This is a genomic window from Pseudoalteromonas sp. AWM4_233, assembly GCF_056158285.1.
Map to the genome: position 1 here is coordinate 3,704,010 of NZ_JBSWSZ010000001.1, position 19,252 is coordinate 3,723,261.

Annotated in this window: 16 protein-coding genes; 5 read left to right on the forward strand and 11 right to left on the reverse strand. The window is 42.0% G+C overall.

The window, feature by feature from the left end:
* Positions 1-25: 25 nt before the first annotated feature.
* Positions 26-901: a TetR/AcrR family transcriptional regulator gene (locus tag ACXAC4_RS16835; RefSeq protein ID WP_475163622.1), complete on the forward strand. Its 876-nt coding sequence runs from the start codon at positions 26-28 to the stop codon at positions 899-901.
* Between the two features lie 84 nt (positions 902-985).
* On the opposite strand, the gene ACXAC4_RS16840 is transcribed toward ACXAC4_RS16835, so the two are convergent.
* Both ACXAC4_RS16840 and ACXAC4_RS16845 read right to left on the reverse strand, forming a co-directional pair.
* Positions 986-1,417 (reverse strand): TraR/DksA C4-type zinc finger protein, encoded by a 432-nt coding sequence (locus ACXAC4_RS16840; RefSeq protein ID WP_083496615.1) that lies wholly within the window; start codon positions 1,415-1,417, stop codon positions 986-988.
* 239 nt (positions 1,418-1,656) lie between these two features.
* Positions 1,657-2,103: a hypothetical protein gene (locus ACXAC4_RS16845; protein WP_475163626.1), complete on the reverse strand. Its 447-nt coding sequence runs from the start codon at positions 2,101-2,103 to the stop codon at positions 1,657-1,659.
* 270 nt (positions 2,104-2,373) lie between these two features.
* Here ACXAC4_RS16845 and ACXAC4_RS16850 point away from each other — a divergent pair, with 270 nt between their 5' ends.
* Entirely contained in the window at positions 2,374-3,372 is a 999-nt protein-coding gene (locus ACXAC4_RS16850) for a sphingomyelin phosphodiesterase (protein ID WP_475163629.1), read from the forward strand.
* Between the two features lie 104 nt (positions 3,373-3,476).
* Here ACXAC4_RS16850 and ACXAC4_RS16855 read toward each other — a convergent pair whose 3' ends face one another.
* The gene (locus ACXAC4_RS16855; RefSeq protein WP_349284925.1) at positions 3,477-3,878 is read right to left on the reverse strand and encodes a helix-turn-helix domain-containing protein; all 402 of its coding nucleotides are present in this window, start codon (positions 3,876-3,878) and stop codon (positions 3,477-3,479) included.
* Positions 3,879-3,954: 76 nt separating this feature from the next.
* Between ACXAC4_RS16855 and ACXAC4_RS16860 the strand changes: the two genes are divergently transcribed.
* The 3 genes from ACXAC4_RS16860 to ACXAC4_RS16870 all read left to right on the forward strand — a co-directional run bounded on the left by ACXAC4_RS16860 (position 3,955) and on the right by ACXAC4_RS16870 (position 5,617).
* Positions 3,955-4,443 (forward strand): DUF2938 domain-containing protein, encoded by a 489-nt coding sequence (locus tag ACXAC4_RS16860; protein ID WP_475163632.1) that lies wholly within the window; start codon positions 3,955-3,957, stop codon positions 4,441-4,443.
* Positions 4,444-4,641: 198 nt separating this feature from the next.
* A complete protein-coding gene (locus ACXAC4_RS16865; protein ID WP_475163634.1) occupies positions 4,642-5,205 on the forward strand; it encodes a DJ-1/PfpI family protein in 564 nt (187 codons plus the stop codon).
* Positions 5,206-5,224: 19 nt separating this feature from the next.
* Complete coding sequence (locus ACXAC4_RS16870; protein WP_475163637.1) at positions 5,225-5,617, forward strand: ribbon-helix-helix domain-containing protein; 393 nt, start codon at positions 5,225-5,227, stop codon at positions 5,615-5,617.
* Positions 5,618-5,695: 78 nt separating this feature from the next.
* Here the strand turns inward: ACXAC4_RS16870 and argA are convergent, their stop codons facing one another.
* The 8 genes from argA to ACXAC4_RS16910 form a co-directional block, all read right to left on the reverse strand.
* Positions 5,696-7,036 carry an amino-acid N-acetyltransferase gene (gene argA / locus ACXAC4_RS16875; RefSeq protein ID WP_475163639.1) on the reverse strand — a complete coding sequence of 447 codons (1,341 nt, stop codon included), beginning with the start codon at positions 7,034-7,036 and terminating at the stop codon, positions 5,696-5,698.
* 150 nt (positions 7,037-7,186) lie between these two features.
* Positions 7,187-8,074 carry a hypothetical protein gene (locus ACXAC4_RS16880; protein ID WP_475163641.1) on the reverse strand — a complete coding sequence of 296 codons (888 nt, stop codon included), beginning with the start codon at positions 8,072-8,074 and terminating at the stop codon, positions 7,187-7,189.
* Positions 8,075-8,425: 351 nt separating this feature from the next.
* Entirely contained in the window at positions 8,426-10,246 is a 1,821-nt protein-coding gene (gene glmS, locus ACXAC4_RS16885) for a glutamine--fructose-6-phosphate transaminase (isomerizing) (RefSeq protein ID WP_475163643.1), read from the reverse strand.
* A gap of 185 nt (positions 10,247-10,431) precedes the next feature.
* Positions 10,432-11,199: a DeoR/GlpR family DNA-binding transcription regulator gene (locus ACXAC4_RS16890; protein WP_475163645.1), complete on the reverse strand. Its 768-nt coding sequence runs from the start codon at positions 11,197-11,199 to the stop codon at positions 10,432-10,434.
* Positions 11,200-11,505: 306 nt separating this feature from the next.
* Entirely contained in the window at positions 11,506-11,802 is a 297-nt protein-coding gene (locus ACXAC4_RS16895; RefSeq protein WP_475163647.1) for a DUF6482 family protein, read from the reverse strand.
* A gap of 87 nt (positions 11,803-11,889) precedes the next feature.
* Entirely contained in the window at positions 11,890-14,292 is a 2,403-nt protein-coding gene (locus tag ACXAC4_RS16900) for an FtsX-like permease family protein (protein ID WP_475163649.1), read from the reverse strand.
* A gap of 36 nt (positions 14,293-14,328) precedes the next feature.
* On the reverse strand, positions 14,329-16,752 hold the full coding sequence (locus ACXAC4_RS16905; protein WP_475163650.1) for an ABC transporter permease: 2,424 nt from the start codon (positions 16,750-16,752) through the stop codon (positions 14,329-14,331).
* Between the two features lie 83 nt (positions 16,753-16,835).
* Positions 16,836-19,244, reverse strand: coding sequence for an ABC transporter permease (locus ACXAC4_RS16910; RefSeq protein WP_475163653.1), 2,409 nt, complete (start codon positions 19,242-19,244; stop codon positions 16,836-16,838).
* Positions 19,245-19,252: the final 8 nt, after the last annotated feature.

Here is a 19,252-nt window from a genome sequence, read left to right on the forward strand (position 1 = left end):
TGGTGAGTTCTTTGAGGAAATTACAGTGTCAAAACGCGATTTAATTTTATCGACAGCTAAAACCTTATTTATTGAAAATGGTTTTAGAGCAACCACCATTGCCAAGATTGCAGAACATGCAAATATTGCGAAAGGTTCTATTTATTCTTACTTTTCAAGCAAAAACGATATTGTTAAAGCATTATTGCTGCAAACAGACGAAACGCGTCAAAACATCATAGATGCGTTGCTCAACTCGACACATAAAGATAATGACAACCTGATCAAACGCTATATTGAACTAGAGCTAGGGGAAGTCGTAAAAGAACGCGATTTTTTAAAAGCGATTTTAAACAGCGATGAAATGACGCTAAATGAAGAGCTCATTGACATGTTGCAGCAATTACGTGTGAACTATCACATGACGCAGCAAAAAATTATTTTGCAAAGCTTTGGCCAACCCATTGAGCCGCATTTGCTTGATGTAACAACCATGTTGAATGCGTTATTACAAGAATACACCATCTTTTTAGCACTCGACGAAGCCAAGTTTTCACTAGACCATTGCGCAAAATACATTCAACTGAATGTCAAAAGTATCGCCAACAACCTAATTGACCAATCGGTCACTCCATTTTTGACTAAAGATAACTTTCCGATGCCATTGCCATCGCATAGTAAGTTTATGCAGCAACAGGCAATTAAAGATTTACTCGAAGAAATCAAACAGTTTGCACAAAGCCAAGACAATGCAATTGAGGAAGAAATTTACAACACGCTCGGTTTATTAGAGCAAGAACTAGATCAAAGCTCAGCAAACAAAACACTACAACGCGCACTTCTTGCGAACCTGCGCCAGTTTAATGCACTCAATAAACAACTTGATGCACTCGCGCCATTGCTTGACCTACAACTTGGTTAAGCAAGCAAAACTCATAAAAAGTGCCTGAGTTAGCTGCTAACTTGCTGCTAACTTCATACTTTTACTAACGGATACTTCGGTAATTTAATCTTTTTGTAAGTGCTCTTTCATTTCCATCACTGATTTAACATCAATGCTGTACTCAGCAGTCGGTCTCGCCAACAAACGGGGAATGCCAATTGGCTCACCAGACTCAAGGCAAAAGCCATAAGTTTCATGACGAATACGCTCAAGCGACTGTTGGATCTTAGGTAACAAGCGCTGCTCACGCTCGACAATACGAATTAATAGACTAGATTGCTCTTCCCAAGCCGCTTTATCTAACGGATCTGTAGTATCAGGTTTATTCAGCATTTGCTCTTTTGCTTCTCGAATACGCTCACGCGTCGTATCGTGAAGCTCTACTAACTTCAGCCTAAAAAACGCCAGCTGCTCGTCATTCATATACTCCTCTTCTGGCGCATTAATGATTTTTTGTTCCATCTCAGCAAGAGACTCTGCACTCATTGTTTCCATAAACTTCACCACTACTGTTAAATCAACACGACAATTTAAAATTGTTATAACATAACAAATGTAGCAGATTTTAGTTTTTGAGATATAAATTAAACGCTAACTCTCAAAATAGAGAGAAGATAGTATTTAGATGGCAACTTCCGATTTAAACCCAATGGCAGTTTTGAATGTCTACTAAAAACCGGAGACATTAAAAAATAACACGACATCTTAGTTATTTGATGCAGGCCCTTGAGCCCCTAACGCATTAACTCAGCAATAATGCCCGGCTCAGAAATTCCGGCCTCTTTCATAGCTTCTTGCAACCCTTTAATGGCATCGTGACGAGCAAACTCTAGGCTATTAATCTGGTTCTGATGCATATCTAGCACATCTCGTTTCGTGTCATCATCTGGGTAGCTAGCTTCTTTTGCCTCAGCAAGCGCTTCTTCAGCAGCTTCGATCATTTCTATGAGTCGCTCAATGGCTTTTATCATCTCTTTAATGTGTGGCGGAAGCTTATCTTTAGGATCTTCCGATTCTTCTTGCAGTTTTTTTCGACCTTCCATTGAAATATGGATCGACTCATCTTGGCTATCAGCTGCCTCTTTCGTTTTTTCAGCTTGTTCAGTTTGAACGCCCTTGTCCTTTGTATTGGTAGGCGCATTTAGATGAATTGGCATTGCGTTGCCATTGCCGATACGCATGGGTTTTCCTTAATTTGATTGAGTTGTTTCTATTTATCGGCCGCGCTGACGATTACATAAATCAAACCATGCTTTCATGTAAGCATTTTGAAACTAGCAACATAATCACAAGAAAAGCTTCATAAAAAAGGCACTTTCACGCAATTAAACCGACATTCTATAAAACTACTTTAGCGCTGAAGTTTTTGCTCTATTTGAGCACTCACTTTAGCAATTGGATTGTGCTGACGTCAGGGAGGGCTTAAACAACCGAAATTGTCGGAGAACAAAATGAAATTACTGCGTGTCTTTGTGTGTGTTTTAGCTTTACTCAGCGCACACAGCAAAGCCCATACACTTAAAGTGATGGCTTATAATATTATGCAATTAAACGTGCAAGATTGGGATCAAGCAAATCGTGCACAGCGCTTACCAAACGTCATATCTCAATTAAGTGACCTTCCTGATGTTATTCTTATCAGTGAAGCCTTTAGCAGCCAATCAGAAGCTGCATTAGCACAACTCGCTCAACTTTATCCTTATCAAACTCCCAATGTTGGCGAAGACTGCAGTGGCGCAGGTTGGCAAAGCTTAACGGGTAACTGCTCGAATAGCCCCTTTGTGATCCGCGGTGGGGTGGTGATTTTATCTAAATACCCCATCATTACGCAAAAGGCCCATGTGTTTAATAAAAGCCTGACTGATAGTTGGGATTATTTAGCAAACAAGGGTTTCGCTTATGTTGAAATAGAAAAACATGGCAAACGTTACCACCTTATTGGTACACATTTACAAGCAACGCATGATGGCGACACAGAAGCTGAACATATTGTGAGAATGGGTCAATTACAAGAGATACAAGACTTCATTCAGAGCGAGCAAATTCCCACTTCTGAGCCGGTCATTATCGGCGGTGATATGAACGTAGAGTGGAGTAAGCAATCTGAAATTACAGATATGCTTGAAGTGGTTCGCAGCCGTCTTATTTTCAACACACCTGAAGTTGGCTCTTTCTCTGCAAAACACAACTGGTTTACCAAAGCTAACGCCTACTATTTCGACTACAGCTTAGAATATAACGACACGCTCGACTATGTACTTTGGCATACAGATCATAAGCAGCCGACCAATACCCCAGAAATGTTAGTGCGTTACCCAAAAGCAGATCGTGACTTTTACTGGCGTTACCTGCGCGGAAATTGGAACTTACCTTCTGGCCGTTATTATCATGATGGTTACTATAACGAACTGTCTGATCACTACCCAGTGCAAGTTAACTTTGAATTTTAATAATAAAAGGAAGCCCTAAATGGCTTCCTTTTTTGTTCGCTTTTAATGCTGTTGACATCTTGGGAAGTAATAAGGCATGTCATTCTTGAGTTTATTACTCTCTTTTATTTAAGTTTATTCGCAACACGCATTAATTTTTGAAATTTAGGGCATTGTAAATGATGCTCTGCAGGGCATTCTGCAACATGTAGCAAACTATCTCGTGTGGCTTTTAAACGTGTAATTTGCTCATCTACCTCTTGTGCTTTGAGTCGCAGTTTTGCTCTATTTATTTCTAGCTGTGATTTCTCACCAAACATATCTGCTATTTCATCTAATGATAAATTAGCCAAGCGACCCAGTGAGATCAAAGTTAACTTTTCTACAACTGCACCATCAAACTGACGACGCAAACCTTTGCGAGCAACGGCTTTGATCAGCCCTCTTTGTTCATAGTATCTAAGCGTTGCAGCACTGAACCCTGACAATTTTGCAACTTCACCAATATCCAATGTTTTCTCTTTCATTATGGCCTTGACTTAAAGTTAACTTTAAGTGGCATGCTATGAAAGTAAGGTTAATTTTTCAACAGAGACAAACTATATGACCCAAGAAATTTTCTTTTATATTTTACTTATAGGTATCGGTGCCACGGTCGCCATGGACTTATACGCAATACTGATCAAAAAGCTATTTGCGATCCCCTCTCTTAATTACGCACTGCTCGGTCGGTGGCTTTTACTCATGCCTCGAGGCCAGCTCATCCATCAAAATATTGCCGCAACACATTACGTAAAAGGTGAAGTATTCATAGGGTGGTCAGCGCATTATGCAATCGGTGTCATCTTTGCTTTTATATTTATTAGTATCACTGGGCTAAATTGGTTAAGCGCACCTGAGTTGCTACCGATTTTGCTGTTTTCATTTTTGAGCGTTTCACTTCCCTTTTTTATCATGCAACCTTGCTTTGGTATGGGCTTTGCGGCATCAAGACTCCCCTCAGCAAATCAAGCAAGGCTAAAAAGTATTTGCACCCATTTGGTATTCGGGTTGGGGGTCTATGTGAGTGCTCTGCTAGTTAATTTATTTTAAACTCACTTAACCGACATCTTTTAGGGCTATAAATGCCCTTTAAATTAATCTCTTGCTGCAACTCAATAAGAGGTAATAAGCGAGGGGGTGGGTGTAGTAATTGGCTGTTACCCGCCACTTTTCATTCTTTGCTTAAATAAACTGAGCTTTTGAAAAATAAGTATCCAATACTCAACAACAGGCAGAAGGCGAAGAACAATGAAAATCTTAATGATCACAGGTGATTTTGTAGAAGACTATGAGAACATGGTGCCGTTTCAAGCACTGCAAGCTATGGGCTATCTGGTTGATGCCGTTTGCCCGAATAAGAAAGCAGGCGATGTAATTGCCACGGCTATTCATGATTTTGAAGGACATCAAACTTATACTGAGAAGCCAGGTCATAATTTTACGTTAAACGCTGATTTTGCAGCAGTGCGTGCCGACGATTACGATGGGCTTTACTTACCCGGAGGTCGCGCGCCTGAGTATTTGCGTTTGAATGAAAATGTGATCGGTCTTATCAAAGCATTCGCTGACAATAACAAACCAATTGCTTCTATCTGCCATGGCCCGCAATTGTTGTCGGCTGCTAATATCATTACTGGTAAGCGTATTTCTGCTTACCCGGCTTGCAAGCCAGAGATTATACTTGCAGGCGCTGAATATGTGTCAGTAGAAATGGATCAAGCAATCACCGACGGTAACTTAGTTACAGCCCCAGCGTGGCCTGCACACCCTGAATTTTTAAAACAGTTTATCGCTCTATTAAACAAAGCATAACTCACGAGGAGCCATCACTATGTGCCAACTTTTTATCGGAGCCAACCAAGATTGTTGGAAGAACATCACACGTTCACTGCGTATTGATGGCGTCACCACTTCAATTCGTCTTGAGCATTTTTTCTGGCGTGTGTTAGAAGAAATCGCTTTTAGAGATGACTTAAGTGTTGGGCAACTTATTACTCGCTTGTATCACGAATCACTCGATGCCGATCATGATATAGGTAACTTCACGTCGTTTTTGAGGGTCTGTTGTGGCCGTTATTTATCACTGGCAGCAGATGGTGAAATAACCCGCGATGCGCTCAACCCACTGGCCGAGGTAAACGCAGAAAAATTACTTGAACGCGAAAAAGCAGCGACAGATAAACGCAAAGCTCGCTTTACCAAAAGTGAGAGTAGCCCGCATTAAAAAACACGGTTTGCGTGCAACTACAAGACATGCGCGACATAAAGCCGCGCCTTCAAATACTCCAAGGACCTGAGCTGATTACCTATTCTTCGGCAGTCTTGTTAGATCCAGTTTTAGTACCCTAGAACGTCTTTGGTAGTTGTAAAGCGAACGCTTCTTATCAGGCAAGTCTTCAACACTCACACAATCAAAACCTTGCTCCAAAAACCAATGAATACTGCGTGTTGTCAGTGCAAACAAACTCTTATAACCGATGCGCTTAGCTTTATTGATGACCGATCGAAGTAGAATGCTGCCACGATCTGCATCGCGATATTGCGGATGAACGGCAAGACTGGCAAATTCACCCATATTCTCTTCGTCAAATGGATAAAGTGCGGCACAGGCGATGATCACCCCATCGCGGTCTATTACGGTAAACTGTTCAATCTCTATTTCTAACTGTTCGCGAGAACGGCGAACCAAGTAACCTTGCTCTTCGAGTGGACGAATTAAATTAATAATACCATTAATGTCGCCAATTGTTGCGCTACGTAATTGTTCAGAGCTCTGCGGCGCGATTTGTGTACCAATACCATCGAGGGAAAATAGCTCTTGAAGCAAGGCCCCATCTTCTTCATAACTCATAAGGTGACAACGGTGCACGCCGCCACGACATGCATCAATAGCCGCTTGCAAAAATACTGAGGCACTCATACAAGTAGAGCCTTGTTCTCGATGACGCGCTAATACCTGCTCCGCCTCATTTGGCATCAACTCAGCTAAAGCTTCCCCATTTTCGTCTAAGATCCCCGCCTCTTTACAGAAGCCCAGCATCTTATCTGCATTGAGTTTAAGCGCGACTTGGGTGGCAATTTCTTCTGCTGTTAGATTAAAGCTCTCACCAGTAACTGATGCGGTGATCGGTCCAAGCAATACAATGCTATTGTTGTTCAATTGATGGCAAATTCCGTCTACGTCGATACGACGCACTTTGCCTGAGTGATGATAGTCGACACCATTATCAATACCCAAGGGCTGAGAGATCACAAAATTACCACTGACAACGTTAAGATTAGAGCCAGACATAGGGGTACTGCTTAACGATTTAGACAAACGCGCGGTGATGTCGAGTTGCATGGCACCTGCAACTTGCTTGATGACTTTAAGCGACTCATTGTCGGTCACCCGTACATCATTATGAAACTGGGTAATTATGCCAGCATCACAAAGTGCATCATTAATCTGAGGTCGTGCACCAAATACCAATACAATCTTGATACCGAGACTCGTCAGTAACGCAATATCATTAATTATACTGCGACAACCAGGCTGATCAATCGCCTCACCACCTAGCATAATTACAAATGTTTTCCCCCTATGTGCATTTACATAAGGCGTTGATTGACGAAAACCGTCTACGAGTTCAGTTGTACGCACCTGCCGCTTACCTTTGTTCAACCATCAATGGATCTTGGTTATAACCTTAAAGAATTATTATGCACAAATAAAGAATTAATATTCTTTATTTGTGCAATTTATAATTTTCTAGCGTATGTTGTTTAGTTGAAGGAAATATTAAAATGGAAACTAGCTTTTTCGTTTTAAGTTTTTGATCAGTTGAATATCAACCCAATGCTGCTTTCCCTCATAAACGCGTTTGCCATTTTTATTGACATGCCAATCGCCTCGAATAAAGAAAAAATATTTCCCATCAGGTGATAATTGAGGAGAGCTTTCCTGTTTTTCTGTATTAATCGTTGCTCCCATGTTTATAACCTTCGACCAAGTGCCATCTGGCTCTTTAAAACTAATATAAAGGTCAGATTGCCCAAAACCCTCGGCTCGTTGCACACTCCAAATCAAGTAAGATTCGTCCGGCGCTATCATGGAACCCGCTATGTACTCTCCTTGATTCATATCATCTCTTAGCTTGATAGGCTCTTCATACTGCCCGTTAATAAGACGAGAAGAATATAAAGCGCCGACAACACCTCGCTCTTTATATCCGGTAAAGTAATAAGTGCCATTCGCAGAAACCGATCTGCCATGCGCCATATGTTTTATGAACGCACCTGGGCTTTTAGGCTCAGACCAGCCATTACCTTGGCGCTCTCGATACATTTTGCCGATGAACATTTTGCTGCCATCGTAAGAAAACTGCGGCCACCGTAGATCGGTTTCTGACACCTTTCCCCACTGATTATTTTCTTTATTGATAACAAAGAAGCCTCGCTTTTTGTCTTCGCCTATGGCTTTGGTGAAGTAAAAAGATTGCATATCTGGCGTGAATGTACCGCTTTCAAATTCTCCATTTGGTGAAACAATCTTGGGCTCAAAGACTTTAGGCACTAAACCCGGAGGCTGCTCTCCAAAATACGCACTTTCTTCTACATTAGGTTTGTCTTCAGTATGACTCATAGAGCAACCGCTGAGACTTAAAAAAAGCAGGGTAAGTACAGTTAAGTTCGGCTTCATGATTTATCCTTAATAGTGATGTAAGAACCACTGACATTAGCAGTTCAAATACAAAAAACCTGACGTCTTGATGAATTGTGTCTGATTGTTGTTAATGCAGCCTTTTTAAGTGCACAGCACCCTAAGTTTACAACTCAAGAAAATAGAAAAATAACTGGTAAGAACCTGTATTTTATAAAGATAATTTTTTATTTTAGTTTTTATGAATGCAAACTTCAGAAGCCTATGAGGGGAAGTAGATTATAAGCTGTTTTAAAGAGAAATTATTTTGGCATAGTCATAAAAAAGGCGCTGAATGCGCCTTTAGTGTCTTGATTTTCAGGGGACACATGTCCCCCTAAAACTCGTTAATTACTCAACCGTTACCGACTTAGCAAGGTTACGAGGTTGGTCAACGTCAGTACCCTTGATAACCGCTACGTAGTAAGAAAGTAATTGTAGTGGAATCGTGTAAACTACTGGTGCAATCACGTCTTCTACGTGGTTTACGTTCATTACACGCATCGTGTCGTCAGACTCAAACGCGGTGTCTTTGTCTGCGAATACGTAGATGATACCGCCACGCGCACGCACTTCTTCAACGTTTGACTTAAGCTTTTCAAGTAATTCGTTGTTTGGTGCAACAACAATGATTGGCATGTCAGCATCGATAAGCGCCAAAGGACCGTGCTTAAGTTCACCAGCAGCATACGCTTCAGCGTGGATGTATGAAATTTCTTTCAGCTTTAACGCACCTTCCATCGCGATCGGGTATTGTGAACCACGACCTAAGAATAGTGAGTGGTGCTTGTCAGCAAACTCTTCCGCTAAGCCTTCGATACCTTCAGCCATGCTTAACGCTTCTTCAAGCTTGCTCGGTAGCGTCTTAATTGCGTTCACAATCACGCTTTGATCACGGCCTTTCTCTTGCGCGATAGACGCAGTAAGCATTAACAAACCAACTAGCTGAGTGGTGAAAGCTTTGGTTGAAGCAACACCAATTTCTGCGCCTGCTTTGGTCATGAATGCTAAGTCAGACTCACGCACTAGCGAAGAACCCGGCACGTTACAGATAGTCATTGAAGCCATGTAGCCTTGCTCTTTAGCAAGACGAAGTGCTGCTAATGTGTCAGCCGTTTCACCTGATTGTGAAATCGTCACAAGTAGGCTGTTTTCGTGAACGAAAGACTCGCGATAACGGAACTCAGAAGCAATCTCAACGTTACAGCTAACACCTGCGAACTGCTCTAGCCAGTAACGGGCAACCATACCTGAGTGGTAAGACGTACCACATGCGATGATCTGAACATGTTTAACATCTTTGAAGATTTGCTGTGCGCTGTCGCCGAATGCATCGATTGAAACTCGGTCATTTTCTAAACGGCCTTCAAGCGTATTACGAACTGCCATTGGCTGCTCGTAAATTTCTTTTAGCATGTAGTGGCGGTATTCACCTTTACCTGATGCGTCTTGGGTGATGTTTGATTCAACCACTTCACGCTCAACTGGGTTGCCATCTTTATCAAAGATCTCAACCGTTTCACGAGTGATACGCGCTACGTCGCCTTCTTCTAAGAAAATAAAGCTACGTGTCACAGGGAGAAGCGCTAGTTGGTCAGAAGCAATGAAGTTTTCGCCAAGACCTAAACCAATTACCAGTGGGCTACCAGAACGCGCAACAATGATTTCGTTGTCGTTTGCTTTGTCGAATACAACTGTTCCGTAAGCACCTTCAAGCTGTTTTACCGCTGCTTTTACCGCTTCTAAAAGCGTTGAATGCTGCTGGCGAAGTTGGTGAATAAGGTGCACCATGACTTCTGTGTCAGTCTCAGATAAGAACTCGTAACCGTCACCTTTCAACGCGTCACGAAGCTGTGAATGGTTTTCAATGATGCCGTTGTGTACTAACGCAATTTCATCATTTGAAATGTGTGGGTGCGCGTTTGCTTCAGTTACGCCACCGTGTGTTGCCCAGCGCGTGTGAGCAATGCCCGTAGTGCCTTTAACACCCGCATCAGTTAATGCTGCATCTAAATTAGCAACTTTACCTACTGCTTTAACTGTATTTAATTCGCCGTTTAAGCTCAGTGCTACACCTGCTGAGTCGTAGCCACGGTACTCAAGACGCTTTAAGCCTTCGATTAGGATTTTATTTACTGGGCGCTCTGCTACCGCCCCAACAATGCCACACATAGATGCTCCATTTTTGCATGTTGTTTGCCTATTTACCCTACCTGCAATTCCAAGTAGCTTAGGTAAAATTTAGTTGATGAACATAATTCGGCCACTGTTAAGTAGTTGAATTATTTGCACGTCATCAAACTAATTAGGCTGTTGTCATAATGATTTATAAATTCAGGTGTTGTCGTCTGAATTTATTAAGCCTCTGCACAGATCAGCTGTATGCCTTTTGCCTCGATCGCCTTGCGTGTGTCATCTGCAAGGAGGTTGTCGGTGATCAAGGTGGTTACTTGCTGCCATGGCAGTTCTAAATTTGGGATCTTGCGGCCAATTTTTTCTGACTCCACCAGCACGATCACTTCTCGTGCTGACTCAGCCATCACTTGGCTCAAGCCCACTAATTCGTTAAAAGTGGTTGTACCTCTTTCAACATCGATGCCATCGGCACCGATAAATAACTGGTCAAAGTCGTACGAACGTAAAACTTGTTCTGCTACCTGCCCTTGAAATGACTCCGAATGAGGATCCCAGGTTCCTCCGGTCATCAAAAGTGTTGGCTCATTTTCTAAAGATAACAAACGATTAGCGATATTCATCGCATTAGTCATCACGACCAAACCGCGTTTTTTAGACAGCTCTGGGATCATCGCAGCTGTCGTACGACCGCTATCAATAATGATGCGGTTGTGATCCTTTATCAAAGCTGAAGCAGCTTTGGCGATTGCCATTTTGCGAAGCGTATCGCTTTTTTCGTTGCCTTTTGCCACGATTTCTTTTGGTAATGCAATCGCACCACCGTAACGACGCAACAATAAACCGCTCTTTTCAAGAGCCGTTAAATCCTTTCGGATCGTAACTTCTGAAGTTTCAAATTCTAAAGCAAGTGCTTCGACACTGACTTCACCGTGCTGATTCACACGAGCAAGAATGGTATGGCGACGTTGTTGCGTGTTGCGTTTGGTCATAATCCGTCATCTTTACTGGCTAATAAGTTTCGTTTCGTAACTTTCGCGAAAGTTTAAACGAAACCTTTGCTATTGGGCAAGTTTTAATTGATCGATTTTTATTCTAGTAATAAAAAATTCAATATGAAGTAAAAAGTGACGTGTTTAAGAAATAAAAATGGCTTGCTTGGGCATAAAATCAGCAAGCCATCGAGTAGGAAATAGGTACAAAGTAATTTTATACTGTTTTATTCGGTTATTAGATCCCATCTAGCAGAATTATTTAATGAGACTCCAATTAATGAGACTCCAATTAATGGACTCCAGTTAATGGACCAAATGCACCATCATTTTGCAACGCTCATTTTTAGAATTACCTATCATCTCGTCATAGGCAGTTTCCATTTCAAATATCGCATTTTCAGCGCCCAGTTCAGCTAAAGTCACTTCGGCTTCACGCATTGAATTAAAGGTTTCAGTGCTACCTTTTCGATTCTCTAGTAAGTAATAATTACCTTGCGTATCAACACCACCCGCAAGGTAATGGTTAGAGTCGGCATAACTTAAAATAACGGCGACTAGGTTTTGCTCTTCAAACTGCATTTTCAATTCGGTTGCTTGCATAACTCACCTCTGATCAACAAGTATTATTTGAGTTTAGTTATTAAACGAAGCAAAAGCACATTTTGTTCACTTTTTATCCACCCCATATTATTCATACCTTAAGATCTGAGCAGGTCGAATACTCGCAGCTTTATATGTAAGGCCCGCCACGGTTAACCAAGTGATTAAACTGATGAACAAAGAAGCAACCATATAAACCCAAATACTTTGCGTAACACTTTGCTCAAAACTCGCTAGCCAATCACTCAATATCAAGAAGCAAATAGGCCAAGCAATCGCACATCCAAATAACACCAACATCATAAACTCTTTAGCGAGCCCATTAATGATCACCAAACGACTTGCCCCTAGTACCTTACGAACAGCCACTTCTTTTTGACGCTGCTTAACAATAAACCCAGTTAAGCCAAACACGCCCATTAAAATAAGAACTAGTGAAATAACACCGCCGATAGCCACCACCTCAGATAATTTTTGTTGCTCGCGATAAAGCGCTTGGTAGTCATCTTCAAGTAAGGTGATGTCAACAGGCGCAATGTTTAAACGCGCTTTCACAAAGTTTTGTAAATCAAGCTTTAATTGAGCATCTTTAGGGTTTTCAACTTTAACTAGCAACGAATATGTGCCGCCTACACCCAAACCATTCACAAACACCACAGGGGCGCCTTGATGATTGACTGGCCCAACTTTAATGTCTTTTACTACGCCCACGATAGTGCCCGTTGCGTTCGAGAATGGTCCGGCAAAAAATGAGATTGGTTTGCCAATCGCACCTTCTGGGCTGCTGAACCCTAACGTATTGAGCACAGATTCAGGCACGATAATACTGCCTTGCTCGGTGTCTCGATTGAACCTGTCTGATGCAAACTCGTCAGAAAAATCGCGACCAGCCAACAAGGTTAACCCCAAAGTTTCAACCACTTTGCCATGTACCCCAGCAAGCGATAACGAAAGCGGTGTATCTGGTGTTTGAGGGAGCTTAACGAAGAGACCAGCGTTGGTAGACTGTGTGATTGAGAAGTCCATGGCCACACTGGCTGTCACACCAGAGATAGACTCAATGCTTGCCAAGAGTGATGCACTTTGATCTCCATATAATGCTTTTTGCGGCATATTATTGATCACTAGTTGCTGCGACTTTTGATAATTCACAGGTAGAGAGTGTAGAAAATGTAGTTGCTTACTCAACATCATAGCGCTAATTAGTAAACCCACCGACAAGCCCATTTGCAGTAATAATAAAGCCTTTCTGATCCACACACCTTGTCGACCTTGTTTTAGCTCGCCATTCAGAATGGCTTTGGTGTTAAATCCGGCCATGTACATGCTCGGGTATAAGCCCGATAACACACCAATCCCTGTTGCCAGCGCAAATACCTGTCCCAACCAAATCGGCCATTCTAGTGTTGGCAATGGACGACCAATCAGTTGCATAAAACTAGGTAAAAATAACTCAACCAACACACAGGCCACTAACATAGCGAACCATGCCAGCAAGATAGACTCACTCATAAACTGGGTGATCAGTTGAGCGCGCGTCGCGCCCATGGCTTTGCGTACACCAATCTCTTTGGCACGATTAGAGGACTGCGCAACACTGAAATTGACATAATTCACACATGAGATGACTAATAAAACCAGCGCCATAACTGCACAGATCGTCACAGATGTGGCGTCTCCGCCTATTTTCATATCTTGGGCAAAGTTAGGCCCTAAATGAATGTCTTTGATAGGTTGTAACCAATAATGAATGTTTTGCCATTGCCAAATTTGCGCATAGATTTCTGTTGCCGACTGCGCAACCAATTCCATATTTGTATTAGGTAATAGCGCAACATAGGTGTGCATTACATTACCGCGAATGCCCATATAGGGTTCAATGCTGGTTAATGAATGAAAATAGAAATGACTATTCACAGGAAGATCGGCAAACACCGCACTGACCGTAAGCAGTCGATTGTTCCTTTGTAGTTTTAAGGTACGGCCTATTATTTTATCTGGCGTAGCAAAAGCCCCAAACAAACGCGCAGCTTCAGACTGCGATAATGCTATTTTTTCGGGTGTATTCAGGGTTGTTGTAAGATCGCCTGCCAGCACATCAATATTGACTAATTTGGCTAGATTTGTGGTCGCAGCGTAGTTTGCTGCGAGCTGAAATGCATTATTGCCAATCGCCACTTTATCGTCGCTGACCATCTGCGTTTTCAATAAATAAAAAACCGATTCAACACCAGGAATATCGAGCAACTGCTGATGTGCCCTTGGGGTGGTAAGAATATATTCGTTGCCATTCTCTTGGGCATGCATCACCAGTCGATAATGGTTTTTTTGATCCGGCTGACCTTGCTCAAAAGACAGCTCATGCTGAATAAAAAGCCCAATCAACATTAGTATGGCCATGCCTAAACTTAACCCTGACAGACTCAACAAGGCATGTTGTTTATGCTGTGCAAAGCTTCTTAAAGCGGTCGTAACATATGACGCTAACATACTGTGTTCCTTTTTGACTGCTGTATATCTGTACTGTTATTCATAACGTAAAGTTTCTGATGGGCGCGCACTGGCCGCTTTAAATGCCAACGCTGCAACGGTGAGCCAAGTGAATGCAGCCACAATGAGGCTTGCCAAGCCATACGCCCAAATGGTGTGTTCAATACGGTCGTTAAAGTCTTGCAACCAGTTATCCATGAGCCAATAAGCAAATGGTAAGGCGATTGCCGCTGCTGCAAGCACTATGATTAGAAACTCGCGGGCGAGTAGATTCACTAAACAGAAACGTGATGCACCAAGCACTTTTCTTATTGCTAATTGCTTTTGCTGACGTTTTGCTGCAAATGCCGCGAGTCCAAATAAGCCTAGGCAACTTAAAAGCATGGCCAGCACTGAGAAGTTTCTGATGAGCACAAACAAGTCTTGCTCGATGCGATAAACTTTAGCCAAGTCTTGCTGCATCAGGCTAAATTGCGGATCAGCGGTTAAGTTAAACTGTTTTAAAAGTTGGCGTAGCTGATTAAATAACTGCGGAAGGTTAGCTTGCTCGGTGCCTATCACCAATCTAACCGTTGATTGCGAGCTGTATCCCGCTGAAAATGACACAGGCAGCCAATCATCTTTCGCCGACCCCACTTTGATGTCTTTTACTACACCGACAATGGTTGCATTGATGTTGCGGTAAAGCCCCTGAACTTGCAGTCCCACCACTTCACTCACATTGTCATAGCCAGCGCGTTTGGCCATTTGTTCGGTCACCAAAATAGCCATTGCCTGAGGTGCTTCTTCATCTGGCTGATCACCTGACGCTTTATTTACTTTATTTAAATAGTGCAGCCAATCGCTCTGAAACTCTGGTAAAAAGTCTCGGCCAGCGAGTAGTGTTAGACCTAAGGTTTCAACCGCATGAAAACCAGTGCCGATAGTCGGTGGCAATTCGCTTTCTTCATAGCCGTTTGGCCAGCGGAAATAAAAACTTTCTAAAATGCTGTCGGTTAAGTCCGTATCGGTTGTTGTAACTTGAGTAACGCCTGGCAGCGCACGGATCTCATTGAGTATTGCATGCTCTTTTTCCATGAGTTGCTTGCTGCTTAAATCGTGTATCACGATGCGATCAGTCGCGTCATAACCTACCGACAAGCTTTGTAAGAACGACAACTGCTGCAAACTCACTAGCGTACAAACAATCAAGGCCATTGCCATCGCAGACTGAAATACCAATAGTCCTTTTCGAACCAGCTGGCCTGCTTTTAATTGCCCAGCAAGCAATGATTTTAACGGTGCGCGTGCGACACAATATGCAGGATAAGCACCTGAAATGAATGCTAATAAAACGGTTATAGCTATGATCAGTGCAAACTCTGAAGCTCCCCACACTAAGTCGAGTGGTCGATTTGCAAAGTCACTAAAACTTGGCAAGAGCAGTTCAACCCAACACACCGCAAGTAATGTGGCACACATCACCATCAATAAGGCTTCTAACAAGAATTGGGCTATGAGCTGACGCTTGCTCGCCCCCAAAGTTTTACGCATGGCGATCTCTTTGCTGCGATACAACAATTGCGACACTGCTATATTGATGTAATTGGCTGCGGCAATGGCGAGTAATAAAACACTCAGTGCCACACTCAAAGTGACTAAAAAAGCAGAGCCACCCGTTTTTAACTCAAATGGCGAATGGGCTTTAAAGTAAACCTCTCGCATAGGCACTAAACGGTATTCAAGCTGACTGTTTTTAAGTTGGTATTTTTCAATGAGTCGGTCAGCCAACTGCTTTTCTATCGCTTTTAAATCAGCATTGTGTAGAGTTTTGAGGTAAATATAGCTAGAAATGTCGCTATATTCTGTGAAATCAATTGGCACTAAAGCGTGAAACAAAAAGTGACTATTATCAGGTAAGTCTTCAAAAATGGCTTTAACGGTAAAACGTTTTGCCTCGATCAGTATCGTTTGCCCGAGTGCACCTTCTGCACTGCCAAATAGTCGTTCTGCTTCACTGTGACTCAAAGCAATCTGCTGAGGTGCTGAAAGAGCCGCTTCAAGGTCACCTAAAATCACAGAGATATTTACAAAATCACGAATATTCTTCGCTGTACCGTACAGACTGTTTAGCTTAAATGCCTGATCAGCAATTTTTATATGCTCAGATAACAAACCACTATCGACTACATCAGCAAGAATAAAAAGATCGGCAACATCACTTCGTGTTGTTAAAGTTTGCGCTATGTTCACCATAGTCAGTGGAATTTCTTCTAACCCTGGTACATTCACATCAATATGCAAACGATAGACTTGCTGATGATCGGGCTGCATTTCATCAAACGACAATTCATACTCAGCAAATAATGCCACCAGAAGTGCAGCTGCCAAGCCAATGCTTAACCCAAAGACATTCAATAGCGAGTACAACTTATGTTGTTTAAATACTCGAAATGCTGTTGTTACATGTGATATCAACATATCTCACCCATTAGACCTTGCTCTCACCTAAAAATGGCCTATCAGTTACACCGATAGACCATAGCTTTGGCTAGAAACTCAATTTATTCATATCGTAGAATTAACGAAGGACGCGTACTGGCGGCTTTGAACGCTAAACTCGCAACCGTTGCCCAGGTAATTAAAGCAACAGATAAAACCGCCACTGTGTATAACCAACCTGTTTGTGTGATGCGCTCATTGAACCCTGCTAACCAATCCGTCACGACAAAATATGTGATCGGGATTGCAACTACAGCGCTTAATAACGTCAATTTTAAGTACACATTGGTTATTAAAGCCACAAGTTGAAAGCGGGTTGCACCTAGTACTTTTCGTACTGAAATCTCTTTTTGTCTGGCTCTCACACCATAAGCAGCTAAAGAGAAAACACCTAAGCAGCACAACACAACTGCTAGCGCTGAAAATAAGTAAATGACTTGTCCTGTAAAAGCGTCATGCTGATATGTATGTAAATAATTCTCAGATAAGCTTTGACTCGGGATCGCTTCGATTTGAAAATGCTGAGCGATAATCTGCTCTATTGAGTCGACGGAAGCCGCATTAGCAGATTGAGCTAACTTAATTTGGATAGCTAGTTTACCCATCCAAGATAAACCACAAACAAAAAGTACCGGCTCTGGTGTCTCTCTTAAACTGCCAACTTTGACATCTTCAACAACACCCACGATTTTAAAGACATGATGCCGACTTCCATCTTGGTTTGTGAACGTAAAGCCAAGCGCACTACTTGGTTTATTAAAACCCATTCTTTTCGCCAAGCTCATTGTCACAAGAACACTAGCCTGATACGTATTGTTCGCCGTGCTGTGATACCAGTCACTCTGATATTTCGAAGAAAAATCTCGCCCTGCGAGCAGCTTTAACCCTAAAACTTCAGCGCCATCGTAGCCAACACCCGAAAACCGAATATCACTTTGGTTTATGCCCTTATCCATCCAAGATAATGACATTCTAATAGGCACTTCTTTGGTTAAATCATTATCAACGAAGGTTGCTTTTTCAACGCTACTCAGCGTATTTAACCGATTAATCAAAGCACTGTCTTTTTGTAAAGCTGTTCGCTCTATTTGTGGAATATAAATGCGCTGCTCTGTTTGATATCCAAAAGACAAGGCACTAATAAACTTTAGTTGTTTATTAATAGTCAATGCCGCGATAATCAATGAAATAGCGCAGGCTATCTGAAACCCTACAAGTAAATACTTTCCTTTCGCAGCATGAGCACCTGACTCTAAAGAGCCTGACAGTAGAAAAGAAGTTGGCTTTTGCAATATTCTGACACCAGATATGGCACCAAATAATGCGCCTAGCGAGATCAGGCTAACTGATAGAGGAATAAGAACGAGGCCACCGTCTTTGATATTAATTGAACGACCCACCCACTCGCTAAACCAAGGTAATAGTTGCTCGCATACACCTAAGCTTATCAGTATTGTCATACTTACTAGTAAGCCAAACTCAACTGCAAACTGCATCAACAATTGCATGCGTGTTACGCCCATCGCTTTACGTACACCAATCTCTCTGCCTCGCTTATTCAGTGAAGCCAGTGCCATATTGAAGAAGTTTATTCCTACCACTGCGAATAGTAGTATGCTGACAGCAACACAAATTAAAATTGCACGCAGTGAACCACCCGCTTTTAATTCGCCTTGGCTTGTTCCTTCGAGATGAATTCGCGTCAGTGCTTTCAACCGAGCGGATACACGAGCCAACGACTTATCTCTTTGTGCGTTTATCAATGCTGAAATGGCTGTCTCAATACTCGTGACTGAGCGAACATCATCAACTTTTAAATATATGTACGCATCTTCATGATAAGACTTTACGTACCCTAAATATTGCGCATCAAGCGGAACAATCGCATCGAAATATAAATGCGTTTGTTCAGGCAGATCTTCAAATACAGCTTTAACACTTAGGGTTGAAGTTGCTCTGTTTAATTTTTTCCCTATAACATCAGTCTGACCAAACAAACGTTGCGCCTGCTTTTGAGATAAGGCAATGCTATTTGGCGAGCTCAAAGCAGAACTTAAATCTCCTTGAATAACATTAACTGGAAATATCTTTGTTATATTTTGAGAAGCCGCAACCACATTGTTTAATTTATACTTTTGCTCTTCGATTTGGAGTTGATCATCAAACCAAAACCAATCTTTCATTGGTGCCAGCTTATAAACATTGTCTACATGCGTTATTTTATTAAGTTCACTTGCTAATTGAGCATTAAAGAACGGAGTAACCGTTTGTTGCTGATTATTTTCCACCTCAACTCGGTATATTTCAGCCCCACCTGACCACTGTTTGTCATAGCTCAATTCATAATTCATATACAAGGCAATCAAGAATATCGCTGTAAAGCCAATCGTAAGATTTAAAACATTCAAACCATATATAAAACGCTGTCGTTTAGCTGCTCTTACCGCAGTCAGTAAGTAGTGCCCTATCATCTTATTTT

Bases quoted from the DNA above. Each gene is read 5' to 3' on its own strand.
- ACXAC4_RS16890 (WP_475163645.1), bottom strand. From the start codon at position 11,199: ATGACCAAACGCAACACGCAACAACGTCGCCATACCATTCTTGCTCGT.
- ACXAC4_RS16870 (WP_475163637.1), top strand. From the start codon at position 5,225: ATGTGCCAACTTTTTATCGGAGCCAACCAAGATTGTTGGAAGAACATC.
- ACXAC4_RS16910 (WP_475163653.1), bottom strand. From the start codon at position 19,244: ATGATAGGGCACTACTTACTGACTGCGGTAAGAGCAGCTAAACGACAG.
- glmS (WP_475163643.1), bottom strand. From the start codon at position 10,246: ATGTGTGGCATTGTTGGGGCGGTAGCAGAGCGCCCAGTAAATAAAATC.
- ACXAC4_RS16905 (WP_475163650.1), bottom strand. From the start codon at position 16,752: ATGTTGATATCACATGTAACAACAGCATTTCGAGTATTTAAACAACAT.
- ACXAC4_RS16840 (WP_083496615.1), bottom strand. From the start codon at position 1,417: ATGGAAACAATGAGTGCAGAGTCTCTTGCTGAGATGGAACAAAAAATC.
- ACXAC4_RS16855 (WP_349284925.1), bottom strand. From the start codon at position 3,878: ATGAAAGAGAAAACATTGGATATTGGTGAAGTTGCAAAATTGTCAGGG.
- ACXAC4_RS16850 (WP_475163629.1), top strand. From the start codon at position 2,374: ATGAAATTACTGCGTGTCTTTGTGTGTGTTTTAGCTTTACTCAGCGCA.
- ACXAC4_RS16860 (WP_475163632.1), top strand. From the start codon at position 3,955: ATGACCCAAGAAATTTTCTTTTATATTTTACTTATAGGTATCGGTGCC.
- ACXAC4_RS16865 (WP_475163634.1), top strand. From the start codon at position 4,642: ATGAAAATCTTAATGATCACAGGTGATTTTGTAGAAGACTATGAGAAC.
- ACXAC4_RS16845 (WP_475163626.1), bottom strand. From the start codon at position 2,103: ATGCGTATCGGCAATGGCAACGCAATGCCAATTCATCTAAATGCGCCT.
- ACXAC4_RS16880 (WP_475163641.1), bottom strand. From the start codon at position 8,074: ATGAAGCCGAACTTAACTGTACTTACCCTGCTTTTTTTAAGTCTCAGC.
- ACXAC4_RS16895 (WP_475163647.1), bottom strand. From the start codon at position 11,802: ATGCAAGCAACCGAATTGAAAATGCAGTTTGAAGAGCAAAACCTAGTC.
- ACXAC4_RS16900 (WP_475163649.1), bottom strand. From the start codon at position 14,292: ATGTTAGCGTCATATGTTACGACCGCTTTAAGAAGCTTTGCACAGCAT.